The 23,448-nt window shown below is 31.1% G+C and carries 19 protein-coding genes; all 19 read left to right on the top strand.

Going from position 1 to position 23,448, the window contains the following annotated elements; translation table 11 throughout:
- Positions 1-7 precede the first annotated feature (7 nt).
- On the top strand, positions 8-1,429 hold the full coding sequence (locus ABIN17_01075) for an aldehyde dehydrogenase family protein (GenBank protein MEO0283652.1): 1,422 nt from the start codon (positions 8-10) through the stop codon (positions 1,427-1,429).
- Positions 1,430-1,519: 90 nt separating this feature from the next.
- Positions 1,520-2,167 (top strand): hypothetical protein, encoded by a 648-nt coding sequence (locus ABIN17_01070; GenBank protein ID MEO0283651.1) that lies wholly within the window; start codon positions 1,520-1,522, stop codon positions 2,165-2,167.
- Positions 2,164-2,757: a hypothetical protein gene (locus tag ABIN17_01065; protein ID MEO0283650.1), complete on the top strand. Its 594-nt coding sequence runs from the start codon at positions 2,164-2,166 to the stop codon at positions 2,755-2,757. The genes ABIN17_01070 and ABIN17_01065 overlap by 4 nt, the downstream gene beginning before the upstream one ends.
- On the top strand, positions 2,754-4,082 hold the full coding sequence (locus ABIN17_01060; protein MEO0283649.1) for a hypothetical protein: 1,329 nt from the start codon (positions 2,754-2,756) through the stop codon (positions 4,080-4,082). Before ABIN17_01065 ends, ABIN17_01060 begins: the two co-directional genes overlap by 4 nt.
- Positions 4,066-4,761, top strand: a complete 696-nt coding sequence (gene fsa, locus ABIN17_01055; protein MEO0283648.1) for a fructose-6-phosphate aldolase — start codon at positions 4,066-4,068, stop codon at positions 4,759-4,761. The genes ABIN17_01060 and fsa overlap by 17 nt, the downstream gene beginning before the upstream one ends.
- Complete coding sequence (locus tag ABIN17_01050) at positions 4,758-6,050, top strand: trypsin-like peptidase domain-containing protein (protein ID MEO0283647.1); 1,293 nt, start codon at positions 4,758-4,760, stop codon at positions 6,048-6,050. The genes fsa and ABIN17_01050 overlap by 4 nt, the downstream gene beginning before the upstream one ends.
- Complete coding sequence (locus ABIN17_01045) at positions 6,022-8,064, top strand: PBP1A family penicillin-binding protein (GenBank protein ID MEO0283646.1); 2,043 nt, start codon at positions 6,022-6,024, stop codon at positions 8,062-8,064. The genes ABIN17_01050 and ABIN17_01045 overlap by 29 nt, the downstream gene beginning before the upstream one ends.
- A gap of 43 nt (positions 8,065-8,107) precedes the next feature.
- Positions 8,108-8,311, top strand: a complete 204-nt coding sequence (locus ABIN17_01040; GenBank protein ID MEO0283645.1) for a DUF6800 family protein — start codon at positions 8,108-8,110, stop codon at positions 8,309-8,311.
- 57 nt (positions 8,312-8,368) lie between these two features.
- On the top strand, positions 8,369-8,971 hold the full coding sequence (locus ABIN17_01035; protein MEO0283644.1) for an isochorismatase family cysteine hydrolase: 603 nt from the start codon (positions 8,369-8,371) through the stop codon (positions 8,969-8,971).
- Entirely contained in the window at positions 8,964-9,758 is a 795-nt protein-coding gene (gene thiD / locus ABIN17_01030) for a bifunctional hydroxymethylpyrimidine kinase/phosphomethylpyrimidine kinase (GenBank protein MEO0283643.1), read from the top strand. The genes ABIN17_01035 and thiD overlap by 8 nt, the downstream gene beginning before the upstream one ends.
- On the top strand, positions 9,743-10,573 hold the full coding sequence (locus tag ABIN17_01025) for an aminotransferase class IV (protein ID MEO0283642.1): 831 nt from the start codon (positions 9,743-9,745) through the stop codon (positions 10,571-10,573). Before thiD ends, ABIN17_01025 begins: the two co-directional genes overlap by 16 nt.
- A gap of 40 nt (positions 10,574-10,613) precedes the next feature.
- On the top strand, positions 10,614-12,071 hold the full coding sequence (locus tag ABIN17_01020; GenBank protein MEO0283641.1) for an RtcB family protein: 1,458 nt from the start codon (positions 10,614-10,616) through the stop codon (positions 12,069-12,071).
- Positions 12,072-12,091: 20 nt separating this feature from the next.
- The gene (locus ABIN17_01015) at positions 12,092-12,958 is read left to right on the top strand and encodes a GGDEF domain-containing protein (GenBank protein MEO0283640.1); all 867 of its coding nucleotides are present in this window, start codon (positions 12,092-12,094) and stop codon (positions 12,956-12,958) included.
- 67 nt (positions 12,959-13,025) lie between these two features.
- Complete coding sequence (ppdK, locus tag ABIN17_01010) at positions 13,026-15,686, top strand: pyruvate, phosphate dikinase (GenBank protein ID MEO0283639.1); 2,661 nt, start codon at positions 13,026-13,028, stop codon at positions 15,684-15,686.
- Positions 15,676-18,558, top strand: a complete 2,883-nt coding sequence (locus ABIN17_01005; protein ID MEO0283638.1) for a DUF2723 domain-containing protein — start codon at positions 15,676-15,678, stop codon at positions 18,556-18,558. Before ppdK ends, ABIN17_01005 begins: the two co-directional genes overlap by 11 nt.
- Positions 18,555-19,580 (top strand): M42 family peptidase, encoded by a 1,026-nt coding sequence (locus ABIN17_01000; protein ID MEO0283637.1) that lies wholly within the window; start codon positions 18,555-18,557, stop codon positions 19,578-19,580. The genes ABIN17_01005 and ABIN17_01000 overlap by 4 nt, the downstream gene beginning before the upstream one ends.
- Positions 19,552-20,544, top strand: coding sequence for a M42 family metallopeptidase (locus ABIN17_00995; GenBank protein ID MEO0283636.1), 993 nt, complete (start codon positions 19,552-19,554; stop codon positions 20,542-20,544). Before ABIN17_01000 ends, ABIN17_00995 begins: the two co-directional genes overlap by 29 nt.
- Positions 20,537-21,328 carry a M23 family metallopeptidase gene (locus ABIN17_00990; GenBank protein MEO0283635.1) on the top strand — a complete coding sequence of 264 codons (792 nt, stop codon included), beginning with the start codon at positions 20,537-20,539 and terminating at the stop codon, positions 21,326-21,328. Before ABIN17_00995 ends, ABIN17_00990 begins: the two co-directional genes overlap by 8 nt.
- A gap of 11 nt (positions 21,329-21,339) precedes the next feature.
- Positions 21,340-23,445: a TonB family protein gene (locus ABIN17_00985; GenBank protein ID MEO0283634.1), complete on the top strand. Its 2,106-nt coding sequence runs from the start codon at positions 21,340-21,342 to the stop codon at positions 23,443-23,445.
- Positions 23,446-23,448: the final 3 nt, after the last annotated feature.

Here is a 23,448-nt window from a genome sequence, read left to right as displayed (position 1 = left end):
GGCAAAAATGAAAGAAAAAATTTTTTTTGAAGGAAAATGGCAGGAAGGTGAAAAATATTTTCCTGTTTATAAAAAAGGGACAAAGGAAATTGTATATGAATTTCCTGAAGCCACTCATATACAGATAGAAAGGGCAATTGATTTTGTCCATAAAAATAGAGAAAAAATTAAAAAACTTACTTCTTTTGAAAGATATAAAATTCTTATGAAAGTTAAAGAATTAATTGAAAAAAAGTTTGAAGAGCTTGCAAAAACAATCTCAATAGAATCTGGAAAAACAATTAATGAGGCTAGAATAGAAACCAAAAGAGCACTTGAAACAATTAATTTTTCAGCTGAAGAAGCAAAAAGAATTTATGGAGAATTTATACCAATGGATGCCTCTGAATTTGGAAAAGGAAGAATAGCTTTTACAATAATGGAACCTGATCCCATTGTTCTTGCTATTACTCCTTTTAATTTTCCTCTTAACCTTGCTCTACATAAAATTGCTCCAGCAATTGCAGCAGGATGTAGTATAATCTTTAAACCATCAAGCTATACCCCTAAAACAGGGAAAATTCTAACAGAAATAATTCTTGAAGCAGGTTTTCCAGCAGAAGGTTTTGCTTTTTTGACAGGTGGTGGAAGTAGTGTAGGTGAAACTTTGTGTAAGGATGAAAGAATAAGACATATAACTTTTACTGGTTCAAAAGAAGTAGGCGAAAGAATATCTCTTATAGCGGGTTTAAAAAAGAAGACCTTTGAACTCGGTTCAAATTCAGCCCTCTGTATTTTCTCAGATTTTGATTACAGAAAAATCCTCGAAAGAATAATAAAAGGTGCATATTCTCTTGCAGGTCAGGTTTGTATATCAATTCAAAGAGTTTATGTAGAAAAGAAAATTAAGGATGAATTTATTAATGACTTTCTGAATGCAATCAAAAATTTGAAAGTTGGGGATCAATTAAAAGAAGATACAGATGTAGGACCTATGATTTCAGAGGAAGCTGCAAAAAGAGCAGAAGAATGGGTTAAAAGGGCAATTCGAAGAGGTGCTAAGGTTTTACCAGAATTAAAAAGAGAAGGTTCATTTTTTTATCCGATACTTATAGTAGATGCTCCTGAAGATAGTGAGGTTTGTGCAAAAGAAGCTTTTGCTCCACTTGCTGTTTGTAATGAATTTGAAACAGAAGAAGAACTTGTTTTAAGGGTAAATAATTCTGAATATGGTCTTCAATGCGGTATTTTAACTAATGATTTAACGAGAGCATTAAAACTTGCAAAGGAGATTGAAGTTGGAGGAGTTATTATAAATGATATTCCATCTTTCAGAGTTGATCATATGCCCTATGGTGGAATGAAGGGTTCAGGTCTTGGAAGGGAAGGACCCAAATATGCTATAAGGGATTTTTTAGAAGAAAAAATTGTTGTAATAAAAATAGAATAGTTTTTATAACTATTTGAATTAAAATTGTGCAATTTTTTTAAAATTAAAATGGAATAATATTTGCTATTTAATTATTTGGGAGGTGATAAAATGAAAAAATTAAATTTTTTAATTTTTTTAAACTTAATGGGATGTTCTATATCCCTTTACAGGGGAGATATACCTTTTATAAAAGATGATATAAAGAGTATAAAGGCCCCCTATCCTGAAGATCCTATGATAGGTCTTTCCTTTGATGCTATATCAAGGGATCAAAATGCAATAATTTTTGCTTCCTTTCAAGGTGGTTATACATGGAAAGGTGGGGCAGAGCTATATGCGCCTCCTGATACATACAAAGCTGTTGAAACAAAATTTACTTATTTACAGGGTTCTATAAATTTTGGTGTTTTACCCTTTTACAGAATGAGACCTTATATTTATCCCTATGCTGGTATAGGTCTTGGAATATTTAGTTCTGAAGCCTATGGGGTTTACAAAAATGATTTTACAACTATTTTTTATCCCTATTTAAGGGGTGGATTTCAAATTTCGTTTACATTTTCAAAGGAAATTCTTAAAAGAGAAAAAAGTAAATTTTCTCCCTGTTTAAATTTTTCCTTGGGTTATCAATTTTCCTTTGAAAGATGGCTTCAAGGGCCGTATTTAACGATGGGTTACTCTGGTTTTTTTCCACCTGAAGGCATATGGGCAATTTTGCTTGGTGGAGCACTTATAATTTTAGGAGGCATAGAATGAAAAAATTAATAATTGTTTTAAATTTATTTTTAGTTTCCTGTATTTCCCTTTACCTTGAATCAGGTTCAGAGTATCTTGATTTGAAAGGTATAAACAATGAGATTAAACTTTTGAATTCTGAGGAGGTTAAAAACTATTCCCTTGGCTACGGATTTGGTGGTGGTTTTTATAACCCAGGTAAAGTTTTTTTGCGTTTACTTTTTCATCAAAATAAATTTGTTTCAGATAATAAGTTAAACAGATTTTACATTCAGACAGGAATACTTGATGGAGGAGCAAACTTACTTAAGTCAGATATTCTTGGTATTTATCCAATTGTCGGAATAGGAACAAGTTTTCAGGAACTTATACTTAAAGGTAAAAGTTATAGAAATTATGTTTATCCAGTGATAAAGGGTGGTGTTGAGTTTAACATAAATTTAACAAGAGAAATGCCAGGAATTTTTACCTTATATTTAAGAATGGAAGGAATTTATTCTTCAGGATATTTTCTTGATAGGCCAGATTTTTCAGACTTTATAATTTCAAATCCTTTAAAGGGTATTAATTTTTCCTTTGGTTTATCAATGGGTTATTATAAGGAAGATTGAAGGAAATCTTACAAAAAATTTTATTCACAAAAGGACTAATTGGTGGAACAGTATGGTCAACCTTTGGACTTTTTTCAAATTCTGTATTTTATTTTCTTTATTTATCCTTTGTAGGCAAAATTGTGAGCGCTGAAGGAGTAGGAGTACTTGGTATTTTTTATTCTTTCTATACCTTTTCTTCCTTTTTTCTTGGTTCAGGATTTAGGGACTATTTAACAAGAAAAATAACTGAATTGAAAGCTAAAAATGAATATAAAAAGCTCAGTGATTTACTTGATGAAACTTTTACTTATGTTTTTTTGACCTTTATTTTTTCTTTTATTTTTTTCTTTGTTTTTAAAGATTTGCTTTTAAAAAAATTGTTTAATAACAGTTTTTTCCTTTTTCTATGTGCCTTTTTAGCTCATTTTTTTTCAACCATCTCATTAATAGGTAGGGGTATTCTTCTCGGAAAAAAACTTTTTTACCTTTTCAGTTTACTTACTTTTATTAGAGGCTTAATATTTTTAATTTTTGGTTTTTTATTCTTTTTAAAGGGAATTGATAAAATCCCCATTTTCATAATCCCATACATTATTTCTGAATTTTCAAATTTTCTTTTCTTTGTTTTATATTTTATTTACTTAAAAAAAGGTTTTAGATTTAAAGCAAATTTCAATTTTTTAAAAGAAGGCATTTTTTCAATGAGTTTTTCCAATACAGTTTTCCAAGGTTTTTACAATTATCCCATAATACTTATGAAAATTAAGAATATCTCTGATACTTTAATTGGTAATTTAACCGCCGAAATTTCAATTTTTCAGTCAGTAAGGTTATTTTTCAATTCCTATTTTGTTCCAGTTTATCCCCATGTGGCAAGTTCTTATTATGAAGGTAAAAGAAAAAAATTTTTCAAAACAATTTTTTATTCACTTATTTTAATTTTTACATCAGTTTTAGCTTTTACAATTCTTGTAATATTCGGAGGGAAAACCTTTCTTTATTTGTTTTTCCCAAAAAATAAATTTACTTTTTACACATCAGAATTTTTATTGCTCTCCCTTTCTCTTTTACTTCATCTTTTAACAAGATTTTTTTCAAGGATATTTTTTGCAATTCAGAGAGAAAATTTTGTTTTTAATATATTACTTATGTGGCTTTTGATTTTGACAATTCCTTATGTTATAATTAAATCAAACAATGAAATAATTTTTTTACTGTTTTTAATTAACATATTAAGTTTTATTTCTGCTTTAATTTTTATATATTTTTCAATTAAAATTTTTACTAAAAAAGGTTCCAATCCTTTTAAGGAAGGAGAAATAAGAAATGAAAATTTTTCTTGATAGTTCAAATCTTGAAGAACTTAAAAAATTTAAATTACTTGGAATAATTGATGGAGCAACCACAAATCCAAGTCTTCTTTCAAAGGAAATTAAAAGACTTTATCCAGATTTTAAAGCTAAGGATAAAAGAGAGCTTTTTGAAAAGGGTAAGGAAATATTAAAAGAAATATGTGAAATAGTGGATGGACCTGTTTCAGCAGAAGTAATTGCCACTGATTCTGATGGAATGGTTAAAGAAGGAAAGGAATTGTCAAAGGTTCATAAACATATTGTTGTAAAAGTACCTTTTGGAGAAGAAGGTTTAAAGGCAACAAAAAAGCTTTCTTCAGAGGGAATTAATGTTAATATGACCCTTATTTTTTCACCTTCACAGGGTTTACTTTCAGTAAAAGCTGGTGCAAGGTATATATCACCTTTCATAGGAAGGCTTGATGATATTTCAAACGAAGGAATGGAAGTTGTGAGAGTTCTTTCACAAGTTTTTTCAATCTATGATTTTGATGCTGAACTCCTTGTAGCAAGTGTAAGGCATCCAATTCATGTGATAGAAGCTTCACTTACTGGAGCTGATATTGTAACTGTTCCCCCAGAAGTTCTTGATAAAATGTTAAAACATCCTTTAACAGATATAGGGCTTAAAAGATTTCTTGAAGACTGGGAATCACTTATAAGTAAATGAGTTTTTTTTTAAATTCTTTTCTTTTAATTTTATTTTTAATATTTCAAAAGGAGATAAGTGAATCAAGAGAAAATGCCATAATCAATGCTGTTAAAAAGGCTCAAAATTCTGTTGTTTCAATTACATGCTTTAAAACAAGGTATGTTTCTCTTGCACCCTCAATAATAAATGACCCTTTTTTCAGAGATTTTTTTGAATTTTTTGATTTTCCAGAGTATAAAGAGAAAATTTCTTCACAGGGCTCGGGTTTTATAATTTCAGAAGATGGTTTAATTCTTACAAATGAACATGTTATCAGTAATTCTGATAGTATAATTGTTACATTACCTGATGGAAGAAATTTTGTTGCAAAAGTTATTGGTTCTGATTATTCGCTCGACATTGCTCTTTTAAAAATTAATGAAAAGAATTTACCCTATCTTTTATTTGCTGATTCTGATAAACTGGAAAGGGGAGAGTGGGCAATAGCAATGGGTAATCCCTTTGGTTACCTATGGGAAGATGTTGAGCCAACAGTTACAGTGGGTGTTATAAGTGCGCTTAACAGAACTTTTAAAGGAGAAGGTGAAAGAATTTACAGAGGAATGATACAAACAGATGCTGCAATAAATCCAGGAAATTCAGGTGGTCCTTTACTCAATTCAAAGGGTGAAGTAATAGGGATGAATACTTTTATAGTATCAAAATCTGGTGGTTTTGAAGGTATAGGTTTTGCTATTCCTTCAAATATTTTAAAAAATGTTCTTTTTTACTTAAAAAAGTATTCTTATTACCCAAGGGGATTTCTTGGTATTGAAGTGAAACCTGATGAAAAAGGTATAAAAGTTATATCTGTTCTGGAAGGGAGTCCTGCTCAAAAATCAGGGATAGAGAAAGGAGATGTAATTGTAAAAATTGGAAGAAATGTTATAAAAAATTATTCTGATTATAAAAAAATAGTAGACCTTTTAAGAAGTGATGAAAATGTAGTTATAACAGTAGAGAGAAGAAAAAATAAAGAGGTAATCAATCTTGCACCTATATCACGATATGAAGGTGTTATTAAAATGCTTGGTGCAACAATTGAAGAGCACAGGGGTTCTCTTATTTTAAAAAATATAAAAAGTGGAAGTTATGCAGCAAGAATTGGTCTCAGGGAGAAAGATAATATAATTCATATTGAGGGAAAAGAGGTAAATAGTATAAAGGATTTAGAGAAGATTCTTTCAGAATATGTAAAAAGGGAAAAAAAATGGGGTATAAAAAGGGGAAGGTATATATATGAAATTGTTTTCAAAGAATTGGATTAGTTTTTTAATTATTTTTATAATTTTAACAACTGGAATTTTCCTTGGTTTCTATTTTTATTTATCAAGGGATTTACCTCCTCTTGAGATGATATATTTTTATAAACCGGATAAGGTCACCTATGTATATGACAGGGAGGGGAAGATAGTTTATGAATTTTTTACAGAAAAAAGAGAACCTGTGCCCCTTGATTCAATTTCTCCTTTAATACAGAAAGCTTTTATAACACTTGAGGATAAAAGATTTTACAAGCATTTTGGTATAGATTTTTTACGATTAATTAAAGCATTCTTTGTAAATATAAAAGAAGGTAAGTACACACAGGGTGCATCAACAATCACACAGCAATTAGCAAGAAATATGTTTCTTACTTTTGAGAAAACACTTGAAAGAAAAATAAAAGAGATTGTTTTAGCTTTAATAATAGAGAAAACCTTTACAAAAAATGAGATTCTTGAAAGATATTTAAATCAGATTTACTTTGGAGAAGGTATATACGGTATAAAAACAGCATGTAAACATTTTTTTGGTAAATCTCCGAAAAATGTAACATGGGCTGAAGCTGCTTTACTTGCTGCTATTCCCAAAAATGCAAACATTTATTCTCCTTTTAAAAATCCGGAACTTTCTAAAAAAAGAAGAGACTTTGTCCTTAAAGTTCTTTATGAAAATAAAGTTATAGATAAAAAAACTTATGAAAAAGCTTTAAAGGAGCCTTTACCTCAGAAACAAGATAAGGATAAGGAATCTGTTAAAAGTATAGGAAGATATTATTTTGAGGAGGTTCGTAAATATATTAATTCTCTTTACGGAGAAGATTTTCTTTACAAGGAAGGAGTTAAAGTAAAACTTTCAATGGATTTAAGATTGCAGAAAATAGCAGAGAAAATTGTTGATTCTATTTTACCTATTTATGATAAAAGAGTAAGAACCTACTATAAAGGAAGATATAAAAAATCTGATTCTTTAAAACTGGAAGTCGCTATGATTGCAGTTGATGTAGAGACAGGTGATGTTCTTGCTCTTATAGGTGGAAGAAACTTTTTAAAGTCGCAGTTTAACAGGGCAATTCAGGCTAAAAGACAGGTAGGTTCAGCTTTTAAACCCTTTATATATCTTACAGCAATTAATTCAGGGATTTTTCCTGGTGATCCGGTTGAGGATTTACCTTATGTTATAGAAGATGATGGTTCAGGGAAACCATGGAAACCAAGGAATTTTGATGACCAGTTTATGGGTCTTATTACAGTTAGGGATGCCCTTGCTCATTCAAGAAACCTGGCTACAGTTCATATTCTTGAAAAGATTGGGCCAGAATCAGTAATTGAGTTTGCCAACAGACTGGGTATAAAAGGTTATATACCTCCTGTTCTTTCAATAGCTCTTGGTTCCCCCAGTCTTTCTTTGTGGGAGATGTGTGAAAGTTATCTTACTATTGCCAATTTAGGAAAAAGGAAAAAGATGCATTTGATAAATGAAATAGAACTTTCTAATGGTAATATAATTGAAAAATTTACATATGAACCAGAAAAAGTTTTTGATGAAAGGGAAGTCTATATTTTAGTAGATATGATGAAATCCACTTTCCAGTATGGAACAGCTTATTATGCAAAAGATTACGGTTTTAAAGGAATTGCTGCTGGGAAGACTGGAACAACTGATAAATATACAGATACCTGGTTTATCGGTTTTACACCTAAAATTTTATGTGGAGTATGGGTAGGTTTTGATTCAGTTATGACAATTTTTGATAGAGCTACAGGAGCTGTTCTTGCTTTACCTATATGGTCTCTTTTTATGAAGAGATCAAACGAAATTCTTGGAATTCCTGATACTGTTGATTTTAAAAAACCTGGAGGAATTATTTATGCCACAGTTTGCACTGAAACAGGAGAACTTGCTACAGAGTTTTGCCCAAAGAAAAGGGTTGAAATTTATATTGAAGGAAAAGAACCAAAAGTTTTATGCTCAAAACATTTAAAAGAAAGGTCTCCTCTCAAAAGGGGAAAATTGTAAAAAAATATTGAATTTTTGAAAAAAATTTTTTATAATTTATACTATGAAAGGAAGAATAAAAGAAACTGAATTAAATCGAAAAAAACACAGAAAATGGAAAATAAAAAAATTGAGAGAAAAATATTTAAAGGCTCAAACAGAGGAGGAAAGAAAAAAAATTATAGAAAAAGCATTAAAAGTTAATCCCTATTTAAAGAATGCGGAGGAATTTTTAAAGCCAATAAAGGATAAGTTGAAATCTGTTTGATTTATCAAAGGGTTCAAATCCCTATCTTATATATTTTATCTCTATTTTATTTTAAATATGAGAACTAAAGAAGTTTTAGTTCCTGAGATTGAGGTAAAAAGGAGTATTTTATTAAAGTCTGATGAAACTTCTTTAATTATTGTTGATATGCAAAATGATTTTGTGGATGAAAAAGGAGCTCTTTTTGTTCCTGATGCAAAAAAAACTATTCCTGTTATAAAGAATTTAATAAAAAAAGCAAGAAATAAAAGAGTTAAGATTTTTTATACACAGGATTATCATGAGGAAGAGGATATTGAATTCCCTATATGGGGAAAACATGCTGTTAAGGAAACATGGGGTTCTGAAATAATTGATGAGTTAAAACCTGAAAAAGGAGATTATGTTATTAGGAAACTTAGATACGATGCCTTTTTTGGAACCTCCCTTGACCATCTTTTAAGGATAAATAATGTAAAAAATGTTATAGTAACAGGAACTGTTGCAAATATCTGTGTTTTACATACTGCTGGTTCTGCTGCTTTACATGGTTATAAAGTAATTGTTCCTATGGATGCCATATCAGCAATAAATGAATTTGATTTTTATGCTGCATTAAGACAGGTTTCTTTTTTATATAAGGGTATAATAACAGAGGAAAAGGAAATAAGTTTTGAATAAATATCCTGTCGTTCTTACCATAGCAGGTAGTGATAGTGGTGGTGGAGCAGGAATTCAGGCAGATTTAAAAACCTTTGCTGTTCATAAAACTTTTGGACTCTCAGTTATCACTGCTATAACTTCACAGAATACAGAGGGGGTTAAATCTATTCAGGGTATTGACCCTGAGATTGTAAAAGATCAGATAGATATGGTTGCAAGGGATTTTCAAATTAAAGCCTTTAAATCAGGTATGCTTTATTCAAAGGAAATAATAGAAGTTGTTGCAGATAGAATAAAATTTTTTAATTTAAAAAATTATGTACTTGATCCTGTTGTTTTTGCAGGTTCAGGAGATAGATTACTTCTTGAAGATGCAAAAAATGCTTTAATTGAAAAGCTTTTTCCACTTTCTCTTATTTTAACACCAAACAGATGGGAAGCTGAAAATTTTACAGGAATAAAAATAGAAAGTATAGAAAATGCAAAAAAAGCTTCTGAAATCTTAAAAAGTATGGGGCCAAAATATGTGGTTATAAAAGGGGGACATTTTGGTGATAAGGCTATTGATGTTGTATATGACGGAAAAAATTTTGAGCTTCTTGAAGGGAAAAAAATTATAAAGGGAAAAAAATTTCATGGAGCCGGGTGCACTTTTTCTGCAAGTATTGCAGCGAATCTTGCTCTTGGTTTCTCACCTTTTGATTCTATTTCAAGAGCCAAAAAATTTATTGAAGGAGCAATAAAATATTCTTTTGAAATAGGCAAAGGCTCAATTCCTGTAAATCATATATGGGTTCTGAGCTGATTTTTTATAATGGGAAATTTGTAAAAAGTAAAAATTATTATAATTTTTTAAAAGATAGAGGTTTTAATTTCGGTGAATCTGTTTATGAGGTTATAAAATACAGTAAAAAAGTTTTAATTTGTTTTGATGACCATATGGAAAGAATGGAAAAAGGATTGAATGAGATTATGATTAAAAATCCATTAAACAGGGATGAATGGAAAAAAATATGTCTAAAGGTTGCTAAAAAATTCAAAAGTGATGAATGCTCAATTTATATTCAGGTAACAGGTGGTTCAACAGAAAGAGAGCATTTTGTTAAAGCAAAACCAGAGCCCAATTATTTAATTTTTGCTCAAAAAATTCCTGAAATTCCTGAAAAATTTAAGATAATATTTTATCCTGAAATAAGATGGAAAAGGGCTGATATTAAAACGATAAATTTATTACCAAATGTTATGGCAAAGTTCCAGGCAAAGAAAAGGGGATATGATGAGGCCTTATTTTTTGAAGAGGACGGCTCTATAAAAGAAGGTTCATCAACCAACATTTTTTATTTTAAAAATCAAGTATTTTTCACTCCCAAGCTTAATGGTATATTACCAGGTGTGACAAGAAAAAGGTTTATTGAATTTTTAAAAAATAAAGGTTTTAAAGTTATTGAAAATAGAGTTTATTTATGGGATTTATTTGATGCTGATGGTGTTTTTCTTACAGGAACAACAACAGAACTAAAACCTGTGGAAGTTATTAATGGAGTTGAAATTAAAGTTTTTAAAGATTATAAAAATTTAGAGAGAGAATTTATTGATTTTCTTTTAAAAATTTCAAGTTAGTGCTTTATAATTAATCCCATAATTAAAAAGGAGGTAAAAAATGTCAGAAGTCTGGAAAGGACCTTTAAATCAAATTGATGATGTTACATTTGAAATTCCCAAAAATTACAAACCTGGAATGAGGGTTCCTGGAATTATTTTTGCTACAAAAAAACTAATGGAAAGTATAGTTCAGGATAAAGCTCCTGAACAGGTTGCAAATGTAGCCCACTTACCCGGAATTTTAAAGGCTTCTCTTGCAATGCCTGATATTCACTGGGGATATGGATTCCCAATAGGGGGTGTTGCTGCAATGGACGAAAATGAAGGAGTAATTTCACCAGGTGGTGTTGGTTATGATATAAATTGCGGAGTAAGAGTATTAAGAACAAATTTAAAAAAAGAAGAAGTAGAACCGTATCTTGATAAATTACTTGATGCTCTTTTCGTCAATATACCTTCAGGAGTTGGAGCAAAGGGTAAATTAAGAGTAAGTGAAAAAGATTTGGAGGATGTAATGGTTTTAGGAGCAAAATGGGCTGTTAAAAAGGGATTTGGAACAGAGGAAGACTTAAAAAGAACTGAATCATATGGAGCAATGCCTGGAGCGGATCCTTTGCCAGTTTCAAAGAAAGCAAGAGAAAGGGGTATGCCACAACTTGGAACTCTTGGCTCAGGGAATCACTTTCTTGAGCTTCAGGTTGTAGAAAAAATTTTTGATGAAGAGTCTGCTAAAAAGATGGGTCTTTTTTTAGGGCAGGTATGTTTAATGATTCACTGTGGTTCAAGAGGGTTCGGTCATCAAATAGCTGATGATTTTATAAAAATAATGTTAAATGCCATGAGGAAATATAATATTGACCTTCCTGATAAACAGCTTGCCTGTGCTCCAATTAATTCGAAGGAAGCAAAGGATTATATTAAGGCGATGACCGCTGCTGCAAATTTTGCTTGGTGTAACAGACAGATGATTGCACACTGGGTAAGAGAAAGTTTTGAGAAAGTTTTTGGAAAAAGTTCCGAAGAACTTGGAATACATATGGTTTATGATGTTGCCCATAACATAGCAAAAAGAGAAAAACATGTTATAAACGGAAAAGAAAGATGGGTTTGGGTACACAGAAAAGGAGCCACAAGAGCTTTTCCTCCTCATCATCCTGAAATACCAGAAGTTTATAAAGAGATAGGTCAACCGGTTTTAATTCCAGGAAGTATGGGGACGGGTTCATATATACTTGTTGGAACAAAAACTGCGATGGAAAAATCCTTTGGTTCAACTTGTCATGGTGCAGGAAGAGTTCTTTCAAGAGCAGCAGCAGTAAGAGCTTCAAAAGGGAGGAATATAGAGGCTGAACTTTTAAAAATTGGAGTTAAAATAAGAGCAGCATCAAGAGATACAATGGAAGAGGAAATTCCTGATGCTTACAAAGACCTTGATATTGTGGTGGATGTTGTTGATAGAGCAGGAATTTCAAAAAAGGTTGCAAGATTAAAACCTTTTGGAGTTGTAAAGGGGTAGAAATTATTTAAAACAATATAATGGGAAAGTCCTTTAATCTGATTATTAAAAAAGGAGAAGAAATTTTAAAAATTTTTCCGATAAAAAAAAATGAGATTTTAATAGGCAGAAATCCAGAGAATGACCTTGTTCTTGATGATTCCCTTGTTTCAAGAAAACATTGTAAAATTTTTTTAAAAGAAGATTCTATTTTTATAGAGGATCTTGGTAGCACAAATGGAACATTTTTAAATGGTCAGAGAATAAAAAGGGAAAGATTAAAAATTGGAGACGAAATTGGAGTTGGAATTTATAACTTGATTTTTACCACTCAAGAAATAACACTTGATGAAAGCACAAAACAGATTTTAAATGTAAGCAAAAGACTTTACTATATAGCAAAAGAGGAGAGAGAAAAAATTTTAAGACTTGAAGAAATGGCTTTAAGGGATGAGTTAACTGGACTTTTTACAAGAAGAGCTTTCTATCAGAAGATAAAGGAAGTTCTTTTAAAAGCAGAAGAAATTTTTATTCTTTTTATTGATATTGATAACTTTAAAAGATTCAATGATATTTATGGTCATGATACAGGAGACAGCCTTTTGGTTTTTATTTCAAGGATATTAAGAGAGTTAGAAGATAGGGGATTTGTTATAAGATGGGGAGGAGAAGAATTTTTAATTATTTTACCAGATTTTAAAAAAGATGAAGTTATTAAAATTGCTGAGGATATATTGAATAAAACAAGAGAAAGTTCACAAGAGGAAATAGGGGAGAGGGTCACTGTATCAATAGGGATAAGTTCCTGTAAAGAAAAGGAGAATATTGAAGAATGTATAAAAAGAGCAGATAAAGCACTTTATTTAGCAAAGAATAAGGGAAAAAATAGATTTGAATTTAAAGAGTAAACCGTTTTAAAATTAATTCTTAAAAATTAAATTCGGTTCAACTCCGAAGGATTATTTAATTTAACTTATGAAAAAGTTTGTTTATTCTTTTGGAGATAATCAAGCAGAAGGAAATGCTCAGATGAAAGACCTTTTGGGGGGAAAAGGTGCAAATCTTCATGAAATGACAAGAATAGGAATAAGTGTTCCGCCCGGATTTACAATATCAACTGAAGCCTGTGTATATTACTTTAAAGAGGGTAAACTCCCTGAAGGTTTAAAAGAAGAAGTAGAGAATGCTTTAAGGCTTCTTGAAAAAAGAACAGGAAAAAAATTTGGAGACCCTGAGAATCCTCTTCTTGTTTCTGTGAGGTCAGGTGCAAGGGCTTCAATGCCAGGAATGATGGATACAGTTTTAAATCTTGGTCTTAACGATGAAACGGTAAAGGGACTTGCAGAAAAAACAAAAGATGAAAGGTTTGCCTATGATTCCTATAGAAGGTTTATTATGATGTTTTCAGATATTGTTTTAGGCATAGACAGGAAAAAATTTGAGGAAATAATAGAGGAGAAAAAAAGAGAAAAAAATGTTAAATATGATAATGAATTAAAAGCTGAGGACTGGAAAGAAGTTGTAGAAAGCTTTAAAAAACTTGTAAAAGAGGAGAAAAAAATAGATTTTCCACAGGATCCATATGATCAGTTATGGAAAGCAATTATTGCAGTTTTTGAGTCATGGAATAATAAAAGAGCAATTGAATACAGGAGAATATACAAAATACCCGATGACTGGGGAACTGCATGTAATGTTCAAGCAATGGTTTTTGGAAATATGGGTGAAGATTCAGGAACAGGAGTTGCTTTTTCAAGGAACCCTTCAACAGGAGAAAAGGAAGTTTTTGGTGAGTTTTTGTTTAATGCTCAGGGTGAAGATGTTGTAGCAGGAATAAGGACTCCTCTTCCACTTTCAGAATTAAAACATAGAAAACCTGAAATTTATAATCAATTAGTGGAAATTTTTGAAAAACTTGAAAGACATTATAAGGATATGCAGGATATGGAATTTACAGTTGAAAAAGGTAAGGTTTACTTTCTTCAAACAAGAGTGGGAAAAAGAACACCACGAGCTCAAGTTAAGATTGCTGTAAGTATGGTTAAAGAAGGAATAATTGATGAAAAAACAGCTCTTAAAAGGGTTTCACCAGAAGACCTTGAAAAGCTTTTACATCCGCAAATTTCACCTGAATTTGAAAAGAAAAATTCAGCAATTGCAGTTGGACTTCCCGCATCTCCGGGAGCAGCAGTAGGAAAAATTTATTTTACAGCCGACGATGCAATGGAAATGGCTGAAAAAGGAGAACCTGTTATACTTGTAAGAGTTGAAACTTCTCCTGATGATATACATGGGATGGTTAGGGCAAAAGGTATTTTGACAGCAAGGGGAGGTATGACTTCACATGCAGCAGTTGTAGCAAGGGGAATGGGAAAACCATGTGTTGTTGGTTGTGAAGCCCTTCATGTTGATGAAAAAGGTAAATTTATGGAAGTTAATGGAAAAATTTTGAGAGAGGGTGATTATATAAGCATTGATGGAAATACTGGAAAAGTCTATGAAGGAAAGGCTGATCTTATTGAACCTGAAATTTTTCCTGAACTTGAAGAGCTTTTAAAATTTGCAGATAAAATAAGAAGATTAGGAGTAAGAGCAAATGCAGATACTCCTCGTGATGCAAGGAAGGCAAGGGAATTTGGAGCAGAGGGTATAGGTTTATGCAGAACAGAGCATATGTTTTTTGAAGGAGAAAGAATATACACAATGCAGGAAATGATCCTTGCTGAAAATGAAGAAGAGAGAAAAAGAGCTTTGGAAAAGCTTTTACCTCTTCAGAGAGAGGATTTTTATTTAATTTTCAAGGAAATGGACGGTTATCCTGTAACTATTAGAACGCTTGATCCTCCTTTACATGAATTCTTACCAAAAGATGAAGCGTCAATAAGAAAATTAGCAAAAAGAACTGGAAAAACTGCTAAGGAAATAAAGAAGATTGCAGAAAGTTTAAAGGAAATGAACCCAATGCTTGGTCACAGGGGTTGTAGACTTGGTATAACCTATCCAGAAATTACTGAAATGCAAGCAAGGGCAATTTTTGAAGCAGCAGCTAAGGCAATAAAGGAAGGAATAAAAGCAATACCTGAAGTTATGATTCCACTTGTAGGTATAAAAGAAGAGTTAGTTTTACAGAAGGAAACTGTGGATAGGGTTGCAAAGGAAGTTATGGAAAAGGAAGGTATCAAGATTGATTACAAAGTTGGAACAATGATTGAAATACCGAGAGCATGTATAACAGCAGATGAAATAGCACAGGTTGCTGAATTTTTCTCCTTTGGAACCAATGATCTGACACAAACAGTTTTTGGTTTTTCAAGAGATGATATAGGAAAGTTTTTGCCCTATTATATTGATAAAAAAATTTTAAAAGATGATCCCTTTAAAACTCTTGATCAAGAAGGTGTTGGTGAGTTTATGAAAATTGGAGTTGAAAAAGGTAAAAAAGCAAATCCAAATTTAAAAATAGGAATTTGCGGAGAACACGGAGGGGACCCTGAGTCAGTGAAGTTCTGTCATAGAATAGGTCTCACTTATGTTTCCTGTTCACCTTTTAGGGTTCCTATTGCAAGATTATCAGCAGCACATGCTGTAATTGAAGAAGAAGATAAAAACCTTGTAGAGGAACATTATGGAAAATAAAAATTTAACAAAAAAAATTTTTTTCTCTTTATCTTTTATAATAACTTTTGTTATTTATCTTAAAACAACGGCTCCAACAATTGTTTTCTGGGATGTGGGTGAATTTTTGGCAACTTCCTGGATTCTTGGAATACCTCATCCTCCAGGAACACCTTTTTATGTTATTGTAGGGAGATTCTTTTCTCTGCTCCCTATACCCTTTTTAAATGTAGTCCAGAAAATTACTCTTGCTGCTATTCTTTCAGGAGCATTTTCAGCAGGAATTGGCTATTTACTTTTATATAAAATCTTTAACAGGGTTTCTAAAAAGCTACCTGATATTTTAAAGCATTTCTCAGCTTTTATGGGTTCTTTATGTGCACCCTTTACCTTTACAACCTGGTGGAGTGGAATAGAAGCTGAGACTTATGTTCCTTCAACCTTATTTATTACTCTTTCAGTGTATTTACTTTTTCTCTGGTGGGAGAAAAAAGATAAAAATGATTCCCTTAGGTATATTATAACAGCTTTTTACTTATTATCTTTAAGTTCTGGAATTCATTTACTTTCTCTTATTATAATTCCTGTTTTGCTTATTTTCATTGCAGTTATCAAAAAAGAAGAAATTTTTAATATAGAATTTTTATCCAGTATAGGGATTTTTTTGCTTCTTGCAGGAGCTTTAAGGGCAACATATGAGCCTTTCAGTTTGAAGGCTCTTCTTCTTTTTATAATTACAGGTTCTTTATTTTCTTATACTTCCATATGGAAAAAGCATAATAAAAAATTTCTTTTTAATTCTTTTGAAATAATTTATTTTATTCTATTTATTTTGTCCTTGGTTTCAATATTTCAGCAGTGGAAAATTTTAATTTTTGTTTCCACAATCTTTTTATTACTTATAACTTTCATATATACAAAACTCTTTCTTGATGCAAGGGGTTTTGCTTTAATTTTTATAATTATTGGAGTTACACCTGAATTTTATCTTTTGATAAGGTCAAGATTTGATACTCCAATAAATCAGGTTGAACCAAAAACATGGCAATCTTTCTGGGATGTTTTATCAAGGAAACAATACGAACCTATGAATATTTATCCAAGAAGGACAAGTAATGTAAGACAAGGTGAGTTTTTTTCAACTCCTGTTTATAATCAATTCTGGTCTTTTATAGATCAAATATGGGGATTTTTTTATTATTTTTCCTGGCAGTTTATCCCCTTAATTGTAATACTTGGAATAATAGGTATAATTTCGCATATATATTCTGACTGGAAAAGTTTTGTTCTTTTTGGTGGAGCTTTTATAATAGGAACTCTTGGTTTAATAGTTCAATTAAATTTAAATTACCCTTCAACTCTAATAGATTTTCTAAATTTCATAAAGCAGTTTCCCAAATTTTTATATTCTCAAAGAATAAGAGAAGTTTTATCAATATTTGATTTAAATAACCCAAGTTTCTTACAACTTTTAAACTCAATTCCTACAGAGGTTAGAGATAGGGATTACTTTTTTATTCCTGGATACTTTTTCTTTGGTCTCTATGCTGGATTTGGACTTTTTGAAATAATAAGACTTTCTTTTGAAAATTTAAAAGAAAAATTCAGTGTTTATTTAAAATATATCTTTATTATCTTTTCAATTTTTATTCCAATCTGGCAGATAAGTGCTTTCTATCATAAAGTTGATAGAAGTAAAAATTATATTGCTGAAGATTACTCTTATAATTTACTTTCCTGTGTTGATGATGGTGGAATAGTATTTACAAACGGTGATAATGATACATTTCCCCTATGGGCTTTACAGATTTTATTTGGTTATAAGAAGAGTGTTATTGTTGCTAACCTTTCTCTTTTAAATACTGACTGGTATAACATTCAGCTCAAGAGATGGGGAGTTCCTATTCATTTTACAGAGGATGAAATAAAAAAACTTATTCCTTTCAGAACAGAAAAAGATATTGTTCTTGTGAGAGATATAATGATAAGGGATATTATTGCTGGTGTATTTGGCTATGAATTTAATGAAAATACGAAAACAAGAACATTACCCACAGGGGTTTCAATACCTGAAATTTTCTTATGGGATGGAAGAGAATTTATGAAGGAAGTAATTGAAAAAGGTAAAAACAAATTGCCTAAACCACCTTTATTTTTTTCTATGACCTGTGAAAGAAAATCTTACAGGGATTTTCAAGATTATCTTTTACTTGAAGGTATGGTTTATAGAGTTACACCTTTCAAACAGGAAATTACATCACCATTTGGAACAGGTATGGATGTTAGTAAAACAGAGGACTTTTTACATAATAGGTTTAGATACAGAGGGATATTGAAAGATGGTAAAAAAGATGAAAGTGTTTTTAAGGATTTAACTCATGATAGATTACTTGGTCAGTATCGTTCTCTTGCAATAGTTCTTGGTCTTTATTATCAGAGTATTGGAGAAATTGAAAAGGCTATTAAAGAGTTTGAATTTTCTGAACTTTTCCAGGGTGATGTTAAATCAGGTGAACCTGAGGAGGAAAGAGCTTGGATTGCAGTGAAACTCACTCTTGCTGATCTTTATAATAGGAAAGGTGAATATGAAAAAGGTTTATTGAAGGCTCAGGATATTTTAAAAGAAGCTCAGGCTCCTGAGATTTATAGGGTGATTGGTGAAAGTTATTTGGGACTTAAAGATTTAAATAAAGCAGAGGAGAATTTTAATAAAGCTTTGAGTTTTAGATTTGCTGATCCCTTCTTAATAATGGACTTTTTGACCCTATATAATCTGAAAGGTGATACACAAAAATTGAGAGAGATTATAAAACTTACCGAGAGGATGCGTAATCTACCTGAGCCCTTTAAAAATAAGATAGATTCTTTAAAAAAAACTTTAAAAAATAGATGATTGAGTATTTAAAAGAATTATCAGAATTAAAAGGGCCTCCTGGAAGAGAGGAAGAAGTTAGAAATTTTATTAAAAAAAGACTGGAGGAAAAAGGGATTAATTATGAAGAGGATTTTTTTGGTAATATTTATGTATACAAAAAGGGAGAAAATAAAACAGATTTAAACATTGCGATTCTGGCTCATATTGATGAGGTTGGTTTTATAATTACAGGTTATACCCAGGATGGTTTTTTAAAATTTAAACCTCTTGGAGGACTTGAAGCTGAAATATTACCAGGAACTGAGGTTGAACTTTTAAATGGTGTTAAAGGTGTGATTTCGAGCCTTCCACCACACAAAAAAAACAGCATAGAATATACCTATGAAAAACTTGTAATAGATATAGGTGTTTACTCAAAAGAGGAAGCAAAAGGAAAAGTAGATATAGGTGAAGAAGGTGTTTTTTTGACTAAATTTGAAGAAATTGGAAAAGGAGTTTATAAGGGAAAAGCTTTTGATGATAGAGCAGGTAGTTCTATTCTTCTTTCTTTAATCCTTGATGATACTTTACCCTGTGATTCTGTTTTAATATTTACAACTCAGGAGGAAACAGGTCTTATGGGTGCAAGGATTGCTTCAAAAAGAAAAAATATTGATCTTGCCTTTATTCTTGAAGGAACTTTTGCTTTTGAACCATATCACCCAGAGGAGGAGTATTACCCGAAGATGGGAGGGGGACCTGTTATAACAAAAATGGATAGATCTCTTATAGTTGATGAAGTTTTAATTAAATATATAGAAAAGGCAGCTTTTAAAAATAATATTAAATTTCAGTGGAAAATACCTTTAACTGGAGCAACGGATGCAGGAGTTATTTCTTTGACAAATAAAGGAGTAAAATCTTGTGTAATAGCTGTTCCATGCAGATATATTCATTCAAAAGCCTCACTTTTATATGAAGAGGATTTAATCAATACAAAAAAGCTTCTTTTAAAAACTTTGGAGGAAATGTATGGAGAAAATTTTAAAGGAATTGTGTGAAACTTTTGGTCCATCTGGATTTGAGGAAAAAGTAAGGGAAAAAATAAAGGAACTAATTAAAGATGAAAATTTAAAGTTAATTGAAGATAGATTTGGTAACCTTATTTTTCATCATGAAGGAAGGAAACCCTCTCTTGCTTTTAGTGCTCATATTGATGAGATAGGTATTGCCTGTGTGGATGCTGATAAAAGAGGATTTATAAAATGTTCCCCCTTAGGAAGGGTTTATCCGCATCTTTACACAGGCCACAGAGTAATTTTTAGAAATGGTGTGATAGGAATTTTTAGTGGTAAAAACTGGAAAAAAGAGGAAATAAAAGGATTTGAGGAAATAATCATAGATATAGGTTGTTCTTCAAGAGAAGAAGCTTTAAACCTTGTTCCTGTTGGTGAACCTGCTGTTATTTCTTCTAACTTTATAGTGCAGGATGATAAAGTGATAGCAAGGAATTTAGATAATAGAGCCGGTGTAAGTTTATTAATAAAATTAATAAAGGATATAAAAAATTTAGAACAGGACATATATTTTGTATTTAATGTTCAAGAAGAACTTGGTTTGAGGGGTGCAAGAGTTTTTGCTGATTACTTAAATGCTGATTTTGTATTTACTATCGATGTTTCAACTACAGGTGATACTTATACTGAACCTGAAAGGTCATTCAGACTTGGTGGAGGAGCAGGCATAAGGGTTATGGATTTAAGAACTGTTTTTCCGTTAAAACTTGTAAATTATCTTGAAAAACTTGCTGAAAAAAGAGGTATTAAGGTTCAAAGGGATGCTGGGAGCTGGGGAGTGACAGATGCTTTCTCAATTCAAACTGCAAGAGGTGGGATTCCATCAATAGCAATAACAATTCCAATAAGATACACACATTCCCCTTCTTCTTTAATTTTGTTGAAAGATTTAAAAGAAACATATGCTCTTTTAAAAGCTATAATTGAGGAGCCTCCTTCACTTGAATAAAAAAGAAAAAGGGGTTTTTTTAAAAATAATACCTGACGGTGCTTCTCAAGTTAAAGACTTTTATTTATCTCCCTCTTTAATAAAATTTTTAAAAGTTTTATCAATATTTATTTTAGTTGTTTTAAGTTCAATAACATTTTTTTCTTTATGGATGCTTGGAAATTTTGTAAAGATGAAAATGCTTGAATATGAAGCAAATAAAGTAAAAATTCAAGAAAAAAAAATAAAAGAACTTGAATCAAAACTTGAAAAATTTATACTTTTTTCAAAGAAGCTTGAAAATCTTTTAAAACCTGAAGAAGTTTTAAAAACTGAATTAAAAAATATTAAGGAAAACTTAGATTTTGTGCAATCTGAAATATCTGAAAATAAAGATAAGGAACCAAAAAGGAGTGCCCTATCTTTTGATTTACCTGTGAAGGGTATTATAAGTAATTTTTATTCACCTCTTCATCCTGGTATTGATATAGTTTCTTCATCTGGAACACCTGTTAGAGCACCTTTTGATGGAATAGTTAAGGAAAAAGGAATTGATGAAAATTATGGACTTTATCTGTGGATAGAACACAGTGGAGGTATAAAGACTTTTTATGGACACTTAATGGAGATAAAAGTTAAAAAGGGAGAATGGGTAAGAAAAGGTGAAATAATAGGGAGGGTCGGGAATACAGGTAAAAGTACAGGACCACATTTACATTTTGAGATATGGAGTGAAGGTTTTCCTGTTAATCCATTAAATTTTACAAATTATAATATATTTGCTTTAAAATATAGGAGTAAATAAGGAGGTGTAAAATGAGGAATTTAATAGGTGTGATAATTTTAGTTTTTTCAACATTAATGTATTCCTGCATCAGGATAGGGAGAGAATTACCCCAAAACCCTGAAAAAGGCGGTGTTCTTGCGATTGGTATTACACAGGATTTTGAATCACTTATTCCCGCATTTCCTTCAACAAGACAGGATAATTCAATTTTTGATTTAATTTACTATCCCCTTATAAGAGTTGAGAAAAATAAAGTATATCCCGGTATAGCTTCAGAATGGGAATTTTCAGAAGATCTTAAAACGATTACTTTTTATCTAAGGAAGGATGCAAAATGGCATGATGGAAAACCTGTGACTGCTTCAGATTTTATATTTGCCTATAAACTGATAACTTCTCCAAATTCAAATTCTTTATTAAAAGGTAATTTCAGATTTGTAAAGAACATAGAAAAGATTTCTGATTATGTACTCAAAATTGAATTCACTCATACTTATTCTTCCCAATTAATTGACTGTGAAATATATCCTTTACCTGAACATATATTAAGGGATGTTCCGGATGTAAGAAATTCTGAATTTTCAATTAAACCTATTGGTAATGGTCCTTATAAAGTTGTTGATTACATAAAAGGTGATAGACTTGTTCTTGAGAAGTTTAATGAATTTTTTGAAAAAACAGGTTTTGTAGATAGAATAGTTTTTAAAATATATGATACTCCAGAAGATGTAGCCGAAGCATTGAAGATGGATCTAATTGATATTGGTTTTTCTTTAATTCCTGAAGTTATACTACACGGGTTAAAGGATTTTGATAAAGGAAAGATAAAGAATTATGAATCAAACAGGGTTATTTTTATAGGATGGAATTTAAAAAAAGAGCCTTTTAATAGCCTTGAATTCAGAAAAGTTGTATCAGGTATATTAAATGTTGATAATATAATTGATAGTGTTTTTAAAGGATACGCTGTTAAAGCAAAATCAATTATCCCTCCTTCAATCTGGGCTTATGATAGCACCTTAAAAGACTTAGAAAAATCAAACTCTAATGAAGTAGTTTCTATTTTATCAAGATATGGATATACAAAAAGAAAACCTTTTCAGATTAACATTTTGTATGATAACACACAGGAATTATATATGAAATTAGCTGAAAATATAAAAAGTGACCTGGAAAACACAGGCTTTGTCAAAATTAATCTCCTTGCACTTCCACCTATTGAATTTGTATCAAAACTTATATCTTCAGATTTTGATGCTTTTATACTTTCCTATCCTCTCAATGAAAAAGTAGATCTAAGTCCTTTATTGGAGAGTGGTGGAATTTTTAATTTTATGGGTTATAGCAATAAAAAGGTGGATTCTCTTTTAAACCTTTCAAGGATGACTTTAAATAGAAAAAATGCAAAAAAGATGCTATCCTCTCTGCAAATGATACTTCAGAAAGAGTTACCTATCACCCCCCTTATAGTTCCTCAGGAAATCTTTGCATTTTCTAACAGGATTAAGAATATAGAGAACTATGCTTCCGGTATTCTTATTTCTAACCTTGACCTTGTATGGATTCCTTCAGCAAGTAGAACTGAAAGGGTGAGTTTTGAAATAAAAAGGGAAATGCCAAAGCCTGAAACTGAGGCTATTTCTGAGAGAAAAATAGAAAAAGAAGAATTAAAAGCTATACCTGAAGAGCCAAAACCAGTGAAAGTTACTCAACCTGAGATAACAGCTGAAGAACTTTTACAAAAAAGAATAGCAGAGGAAGCTGCAAAAAAAGTAGAGGCTCCTCCAGTTGAGGAGAAAAAAGAAGAAGTAAGTGAAGCACCAAAAGAAGAAAAAATAGAAGAGACCCCACCGCCTCAAACTCTTATTCCAACTATTATGCCTGTGGTAAAACAGGAGGTAAAGCCCAGTTATCCAGATATTGCAAAGAAGCTGGGTGCAAGGGGAGTTGTGTATTTAAGGGTACTTGTTGATGAAGCCGGAAGAGTAAAAGATGTAAAGGTTACAAGGAGTAGTGGTTATGATTTTCTTGATAATTCTGCTGTTGAAGCTGCAAAGGGTTACATATTTGAACCTGCAAAAGACCAGAACGGAAATCCTATAGCTGTATGGGTTCCTCTCACAATAAGATTCTAAACT

Source organism: candidate division WOR-3 bacterium (assembly GCA_039803925.1).
In the GTDB taxonomy this organism is placed as follows: domain Bacteria; phylum Hydrothermota; class Hydrothermia; order Hydrothermales; family JAJRUZ01; genus JBCNVI01.
The sequence above is the reverse complement of the archived record's forward strand: the minus strand, read 5'-3'. Positions and strand labels throughout refer to the sequence as shown.